The organism is Streptomyces sp. NPDC059003 (assembly GCF_042740445.1).
Lineage (GTDB): Bacteria > Actinomycetota > Actinomycetes > Streptomycetales > Streptomycetaceae > Streptomyces.
Genome location: NZ_JBHYJH010000039.1, coordinates 55,734 through 63,055 on the forward strand (window position 1 = coordinate 55,734; position 7,322 = coordinate 63,055).

Annotated in this window: 7 protein-coding genes; 4 read left to right on the forward strand and 3 right to left on the reverse strand. The window is 72.8% G+C overall.

The features are described from left to right. Nucleotides 1-4 precede the first annotated feature (4 nt). The 3 genes from ACFWZ5_RS16895 to ACFWZ5_RS16905 form a co-directional block, all read right to left on the reverse strand. On the reverse strand, nt 5-757 hold the full coding sequence (locus tag ACFWZ5_RS16895; protein WP_384803513.1) for a 2-phosphosulfolactate phosphatase: 753 nt from the start codon (nt 755-757) through the stop codon (nt 5-7). A gap of 118 nt (nt 758-875) precedes the next feature. Beyond that, nucleotides 876-1,901, reverse strand: coding sequence for a glycoside hydrolase family 6 protein (locus ACFWZ5_RS16900; RefSeq protein WP_384803519.1), 1,026 nt, complete (start codon nt 1,899-1,901; stop codon nt 876-878). A 140-nt stretch (nt 1,902-2,041) separates the two neighbouring features. Then, nucleotides 2,042-3,022 (reverse strand): DUF5937 family protein, encoded by a 981-nt coding sequence (locus ACFWZ5_RS16905; protein ID WP_384803510.1) that lies wholly within the window; start codon nt 3,020-3,022, stop codon nt 2,042-2,044. A gap of 124 nt (nt 3,023-3,146) precedes the next feature. Between ACFWZ5_RS16905 and ACFWZ5_RS16910 the strand changes: the two genes are divergently transcribed. The 4 genes from ACFWZ5_RS16910 to ACFWZ5_RS16925 all read left to right on the forward strand — a co-directional run bounded on the left by ACFWZ5_RS16910 (nt 3,147) and on the right by ACFWZ5_RS16925 (nt 7,277). Next, entirely contained in the window at nt 3,147-4,403 is a 1,257-nt protein-coding gene (locus ACFWZ5_RS16910) for an MFS transporter (protein WP_384803507.1), read from the forward strand. A gap of 10 nt (nt 4,404-4,413) precedes the next feature. Continuing rightward, nucleotides 4,414-4,923, forward strand: coding sequence for a MarR family winged helix-turn-helix transcriptional regulator (locus ACFWZ5_RS16915; RefSeq protein ID WP_384803504.1), 510 nt, complete (start codon nt 4,414-4,416; stop codon nt 4,921-4,923). 248 nt (nt 4,924-5,171) lie between these two features. Continuing rightward, complete coding sequence (locus ACFWZ5_RS16920) at nt 5,172-5,504, forward strand: DUF3817 domain-containing protein (protein ID WP_384803501.1); 333 nt, start codon at nt 5,172-5,174, stop codon at nt 5,502-5,504. Nucleotides 5,505-5,576: 72 nt separating this feature from the next. Further along, nucleotides 5,577-7,277, forward strand: coding sequence for a methylmalonyl-CoA mutase (locus ACFWZ5_RS16925; RefSeq protein ID WP_384803498.1), 1,701 nt, complete (start codon nt 5,577-5,579; stop codon nt 7,275-7,277). Nucleotides 7,278-7,322: the final 45 nt, after the last annotated feature.

Sequence of the window (7,322 nt, forward strand, 5' to 3'; positions counted from 1 at the left end):
TGGTTCAGGCAGGTACGAACGCCCCGTGCCGCAGCACCGGCACCTGCTCGCTCGCGTTGAGCTCCGTGGCGATCTCGACGTCCTCCGCGAAGCCGTCGTCGGCCAGCTCCCGCCCGGAGGAGCTGGCCGCGACGGCCGCTCCCACGTCGACGGACGCCGCGAACGCGGACGCGGCCATCGTGGCCTCCGGCGACAGCGACGTGCGGTCGTGCTCCCGCAGCGCCGCGATCACGGCACCGGCGCCGAGCAGGTCCTCAAGGGCCGGGCGCAGACTGCCGTCGGGCCAGCGCTCGCCCGCGGCGATCACCCCGACGGGCCGCTCCGCGGTGCCGTGCCCGTGCTCGGCGAGCCACCGCCCCACGGCCGAGCCGTTGCGCAGCGACCCGGCCGTGACGGTGGCCGCACCCGCGGCGGCCGCTATGGCCGAGCCGTTCGGCGACGGCAGCACCAGGCGCGGCGTGAAGGGCGCGCGGCGCAGGGCGGCCGGGGAGAGCGACCAGGGGGAGGCGTCGGTGACGGCGCGGCGGCCCACCGCGAGATGGGCGTCCATCTGGCGGGCGAACGCCGTCGCGTGCTCGTCGCGCCACGGGTACGGGAAGACTCTGGCCCCGGACTCCACGGCGACCGACACCGAGGTGGAGAACGAAAGGACGTCCACGATCACCAGGCAGGACACCTTCGGGGCGAGGTGTTTCGCCCCGGCCGGGCCCCATTCGAACCGTACGCCGTAGCCCGCTTGCGCCATGTCTTCCCGCATGGGGCACGAGGCTGCCAGCCGGGGGAGTGCTTTGGCCAGTGGGGTCAACGCTCCGTACGCGTGCGGGGGTTGACCTCCACACTTCGTCCACCTGGGGAACAGCCCCCGAACAGCGTGGCTACGCCTTCGCGTTGCGCACGAGCCCGAGCGCGTAGTCCGGCCACCACTGCCCGGCCGCGGGGCCGCCGCGGCACGGGCCGTCCGAGTCGCCGGGGCGCTTGATCCACAGGTAGGCGTCGAGCAGCGGGTCGCCCGTGCGGTCCGTGGGCCGGGTGCCGAGGCCGCGGCCCGGCGGGTTGCACCAGGCGTCCTGGCGGTCGCCCGCGAGCGGGCCCCTGCCGTTGCGGCTGGTGTCCATGACGAAGTGCTTGCCGCCGACGGTGGCGGCGAGCTCGCGGCCGTACCCCTTGGTTCTTTCGTCGCTCTGGAAGTTGGAGACGTTGAGCGAGAAGCCGTCCGCCGCGTCGATGCCCGCGCGCCGGAGCGGCAGCGTGAGCTTGCGGGCGTCGGTGATCCAGCCGGGGTTGCCCGCGTCCAGGTAGACCTTGACGCGCGGCTGCCGCTTGAGCCGCTGGATGGCCTCCGACAGGAGCTGATAGCGCTCCTCGTGGTACTGGCCGGGCGTGCAGCCGTCGACGATGTGCGGGATCGCGTCCGGCTCCAGGATCACCAGGGCCGGGCTCTGCCCGATGGCGTCGGCGAAGGAGCCGAGCCAGGAGCGGTAGTACGCCGCGTCGTGCGCGCCGCCCGCCGAGTGCCGGCCGCAGTCGCGGTGCGGAATGTTGTACGCGACGAGCACCGCCGTGCGGCCCTCCTTGGCGGCGCCCTCGGTGGCCTCCCGGACGTCGGGGGCCGGGTCGTCGCCCGCGGGCCACACCGCCATCGGCTGCTCGGAGATCCGCTTGAGCGCTTCCGCGTCCTGCGTGCGGCCCTCCTGCTGCCACTGCCGCACCTGCCGGGCGGCGGCGCTCTGCGGGTCCACCCAGAAGGCGCCCGACGCCCGTTTCGCGCCCGCCGACGACCGGGGCGCCGCCGAGTTCTCGTCCTTCTCCCCGGCCGGTTCCGACCCGGACGAGCACCCCGCCGTGAGCCCGAGGGCCGCGAGGGCCGTGAGTGCCGTGAACGTACGGAGCAGCCGGTGCATCCAGACCCCTTGGGCGACGGTGACGGACGGTCTGACGGACGTCACGGCAATCGTGACATAGCGCACTAATCGCTCCCCGGTGCGACACCGCCGACCTCGGTGCGGCGTCGCCCGGCGTCCCGTCCGTCAGCCGTCAGCCGTCAGCCGCCCGTCGCCAGGGCCATGCCGAGCGGCGTCCGCTCGTACAGGACCTGGTGCCCGTACCGCCGCGCCACCAGGAGCCCCGCGTCGCGCAGCGCGGTCAGCTGCGCCGAGACCGACGACGGGGCGAGCGCGAGGCGGTGGGCGAGCGCCGACGTGGTGGCCGGTTCGGCGAGGCAAGTCAGCAGGGTGGCGCGGGTGCGGCCGACGACCCGGACCAGGGCCTCTGGGGTGTGCTCGTCGGGGGCCGCCCACAGCCCGGCGATGCCGCGCGCCGGATACACGAGGGTCGGCTGCCAGGGCGGGTCGTAGCCGCTCACCACGTCCGGCCAGCTGAACACGCTCGGCATCAGGACCAGGCCCTGCCCGTCGAGGTGCCGCTCGTGCCGGCCCCGCCAGCGCGCGGTGAGCGTCCCCGACTCCCAGGTCAGGCGCCGGTCGAGCTCGGGGAGCAGGGCGCCGAGCCCGACCTCCGCGAGCCGCCGGGAGTGGTACGTGACGTCCGCCTCCAGGAGCGCCCGCAGCCGGGGCCAGTGCGGTGCGAGGAGCGCGTGCCAGGCCGCCTCCATCGCGTCCGCCAATTCCCTTACCGCCCGCGCCGGTTCGGCCAGGAGGCGGCGGCCCGCCGGGGTCTCGGCGGCGCCCGGCGTCTCCGCGAGCGCCCGCGCCATGTCGTCCCGCGCGGCCTCGGGGTCGGCCCGGCGCACCGCCGCGATCTCTTCGTCGAAGGTGGCCGCGGGGCCGAGCGGCGGCGGGCCGAGGAAGTCCGGGCTGTGCCCTCGCGAGGGCATGAGCAGCCACACGGCCGTCAGGTCGAGGCCCTCGCTCGTCTCCCGGATGCGGCGCAGCCACTGCGGGTGGTAGCCGTGGCGCTCGGGCCGCTTCAGGGTGCGGACGGCCTCCTGCGTCTCCCACAGCGGCGACACGGCGAACCGGCAGCGCAGCAGATCGGCCTCGCCGAAGTGCAGGTGGAAGGGCATGCCGCGACACCTCCCTTCTCCCGCGTCGCCGCCTTGCCTGTCTTGCCCGTCTCGCCCGTCTTCCAGGATTCGGCCCGAGCCGAAACTTTAGGGGCGCGCCGCCCGCTCGGCCAGGGTGATCCGCATGTCCGCGCCAGCACCGAACGGGTACCGGCCCGTCTTCGCCGTCCGTGAGTTCCGCTTCGTCTTCGCCGCGCACGCGCTGTCCCTGCTCGGCGTCGTCGTCAGCGAGATCGCCCTGACCGTCCTGGTGTACGAGCTCACCGGATCGCCCCTGCTCAGCGCCCTCGCGTTCGCGCTCGGCATGCTGCCGTACCTGGTGGGCGGCACCCTCTTCGCCGGAATCGCCGACCACTGCCCGCCGCGGCGCGTCCTGGTCGTCTGCGACCTGCTGTGTGCCGCGTGCGCCGCGCTCATGGCGCTGCCCCTGACACCGGTCGCCGCACTGCTCGCCCTGCGCTGCCTCATCGCCGCCGTGTCGCCCGTCTTCAACGGCACGCGCATGGCGACCCTCGCCGACATCCTGGGCGACGGGGAGCTGTTCGTCCTCGGGCGCTCGCTGCTGCGGATGGTGTCCCAGAGCGCCGTGCTCGTCGGCTTCGGGCTCGGCGGCGTGCTGCTCACCCTCGTCCCGCCGCGCGGGGCGCTCGTCATCACGCTCGGTACGTTCCTGGCGTCGGCGCTGCTGCTGCGGTGCGGCACACGGCGGCGCCCCGCGCGCGGGGCCACGGCGGACGGCGCGGGCCCGGCCCTGCTGCGGTACTCCCTCGCCGGCGCCCGCCAGGTCCTCGGCGACCGGCGCATCCGTGCGCTGCTGCTCCTGCTCTGGGCGCCGCCGATGTTCCTCGTGGCCCCGGAGGCGCTGGCCGCGGCGTACGCGGAGCAGATCGGGGCGGGCACGGCCGGGGTCGGCCTGCTGATGTGCGCGATGCCCGTCGGCACCATCGCGGCGGAGCTGTACGCCGGGTCCGCGCTCTCGCCCGCGGCGCGCTCGCGGATCGTGCTGCCGCTCGCCACGACGACGCTGCTTCCGTTCACCGCGTACGTCCTCGTGCCCGGTCTCGCCTGGGCGGCGGCGGTGCTCGTGCTCGCGGGCGCCGGATCGGCGTACACCCTCGGGCTCGACCGCTGGTTCGTCGACGCGGTGCCGCCGGAAATGCGCGGGCGCGCCATGACCGTGCACACCGCTGGCCTGATGACGCTCCAGGGCGTCGGCATGGCGCTCGCGGGCCTCGCCGCGGAGTTCTTCGCGGTGAGCACGGTGGTCGCGGCGGCCGGGGTTGCCGGTGTGGTGTGCTGCGGACTCCTGGCGCTGGAGGCCCGGTGGAACACGGTGCCGAATCCTGAGACTGGGGCTGACCCCTCTGTGACCGGCGGCTAAGGTCGACGCTGTGCCGAAGCCGCTCAGTCTCCCCTTCGATCCCATCGCCCGCGCCGACGAACTCTGGAAGCAGCGCTGGGGGTCCGTGCCCGCGATGGGCGCCATCACCTCTATCATGCGCGCGCACCAGATCCTGCTCGCCGAGGTCGACGCGGTCGTCAAGCCGTACGGACTGACGTTCGCGCGCTACGAGGCGCTGGTCCTGCTCTCCTTCTCCAAGGCGGGCGAACTGCCGATGTCCAAGATCGGCGAGCGCCTCATGGTGCACCCCACCTCCGTCACCAACACGGTGGACCGCCTGGTCAAGTCCGGCCTGGTCGACAAGCGCCCGAACCCGAACGACGGGCGCGGCACGCTTGCCTCCATCACGGAGAAGGGGCGCGAGGTGGTCGAGGAGGCCACGCGCGAGCTGATGGCGATGGACTTCGGGCTCGGCGTCTACGACGCGGAGGAGTGCGGGGACATTTTCGCGATCCTCCGCCCCCTGCGCGTGGCGGCCCAGGACTTCGAGGACCAGTAAGTCCCGTCGTCCCTGGGGGCTCCGCCCCCAGACCCCCTTTTCCCCCACCCACCCGCCCTTGCAGGGCGGGTGGGCTGGTTTCAGCCCGCCCGGCGTTTGAGGGCGAGGCGCGAAGCGCCGACAAGGGGGGAAAGGGGCGCAGCCCCATATACAGCGGGGGCTGGGGCCGCAGGACACAGGGAAGGGCGGGTGGGTGGGGAAAAGGCCCGCCCGAAGATCACGTAGGTGGGACGGCTACGCTCGTAGACATGAAACGCAGCGTGCTGACCCGCTACCGGGTGATGGCCTACGCCACCGCCGTCATGTTGTTGATCCTGTGCGCCTGCATGGTGGTCAAGTACGGGTTCGACAAGGCCGAAGGCCTGACGCTCGCGGTCTCGCAGATCCACGGCGTCCTCTTCATCATCTACCTGGTCTTCGCCTTCGACCTCGGCTCCAAGGCGAAGTGGCCGTTCGGCAAGCTCCTGTGGGTCCTGGTGTCCGGCACCATCCCCACGGCCGCGTTCTTCGTCGAGCGCAAGGTCGTCCGCGAGGTCGAGCCGCTGCTCGCGGACGCGTCGCCCGGCCTCGCCAAGGCGTAACCGCACCGCCACGGACAGCACCGTGGCGGTCAGCCATCGACATTTACTAGGACGTCCAAGTAAATTGGTGGCATGGACGCTGACGCCATCGAGGACGGCCGCCGCCGCTGGCAGGCCCGGTACGACGCCGCGAAGAAGCGCGACGCCGATTTCACGACGCTCTCCGGAGACCCGGTCGAGCCTGCCTACGGGCCCCGGCCCGGGGACACCTATGAGGGCTTCGAGCGCATCGGATGGCCCGGCGAGTATCCGTTCACGCGCGGCCTGTACCCGACGGGATACCGCGGGCGTACGTGGACGATCCGCCAGTTCGCGGGCTTCGGCAACGCCGAGCAGACGAACGAGCGGTACAAGATGATCCTGGCCGCGGGCGGCGGCGGCCTCTCCGTGGCCTTCGACATGCCGACCCTCATGGGCCGTGACTCCGACGACCCGCGCTCCCTCGGCGAGGTCGGCCACTGCGGCGTCGCCATCGACTCGGCCGCCGACATGGAGGTCCTGTTCAAGGACATCCCGCTGGGCGACGTCACGACGTCGATGACGATCTCAGGACCCGCCGTCCCCGCCTTCTGCATGTACCTGGTCGCCGCCGAGCGCCAGGGCGTCGACCCGCGCGTCCTGAACGGCACGCTGCAGACCGACATCTTCAAGGAGTACATCGCGCAGAAGGAGTGGCTCTTCGAGCCGGAGCCCCATCTGCGCCTCATCGGCGACCTCATGGAGCACTGCGCTCGCGAGATCCCCGCGTACAAGCCCCTCTCGGTCTCCGGCTACCACATCCGCGAGGCGGGCGCGACGGCCGCGCAGGAGCTGGCGTACACCCTCGCCGACGGCTTCGGGTACGTGGAGCTCGGCCTGAGCCGCGGGCTCGACGTCGACGTCTTCGCCCCGGGCCTGTCCTTCTTCTTCGACGCGCACGTCGACTTCTTCGAGGAGATCGCCAAGTTCCGCGCCGCGCGCCGGATCTGGGCCCGCTGGATGAAGGAGGTGTACGGCGCCAGGACGGACAAGGCCCAGTGGCTGCGCTTCCACACGCAGACGGCCGGGGTCTCGCTGACCGCCCAGCAGCCGTACAACAACGTGGTGCGCACGGCGGTGGAAGCCCTCGCCGCGGTGCTCGGCGGCACGAACTCGCTGCACACCAACGCCCTCGACGAGACCCTCGCCCTGCCCAGCGAGCAGGCCGCCGAGATCGCGCTGCGCACCCAGCAGGTGCTGATGGAGGAGACCGGGGTGGCCAACGTGGCCGACCCGCTCGGCGGCGCCTGGTACGTGGAGCAGCTCACCGACCGCATCGAGGCCGACGCCGAGAAGATCTTCGACCAGATCAAGGAGCGGGGCCTGAGGGCGCACCCCGACGGGCAGCACCCCATCGGGCCCATCACCTCCGGCATCCTGCGGGGCATCGAGGACGGCTGGTTCACCGGCGAGATCGCCGAGTCCGCCTTCCGCTACCAGCAGTCCCTGGAGAAGGGGGACAAGCGGGTCGTCGGCGTCAACTGCCACGACGGTTCCGTCACCGGTGACCTGGAGATCCTGCGGGTCAGCCATGAGGTGGAGCGGGAGCAGGTGAGCGTCCTCGGCGCGCGCAAGGCCGCGCGGGACGACGCGCGCGTGCGCGCCGCCCTGGACGCGATGCTGGCCGCCGCGCGGGACGGGTCCAACATGATCGGGCCCATGCTGGACGCGGTGCGGGCCGAGGCGACGCTCGGCGAGATCTGCGGGGTCCTCCGGGACGAGTGGGGGGTGTACACGGAGCCGGCCGGCTTCTGACCTTCGCGGGGCGCCCCAGACCCACCCCTTCACCGAAACCAGGGG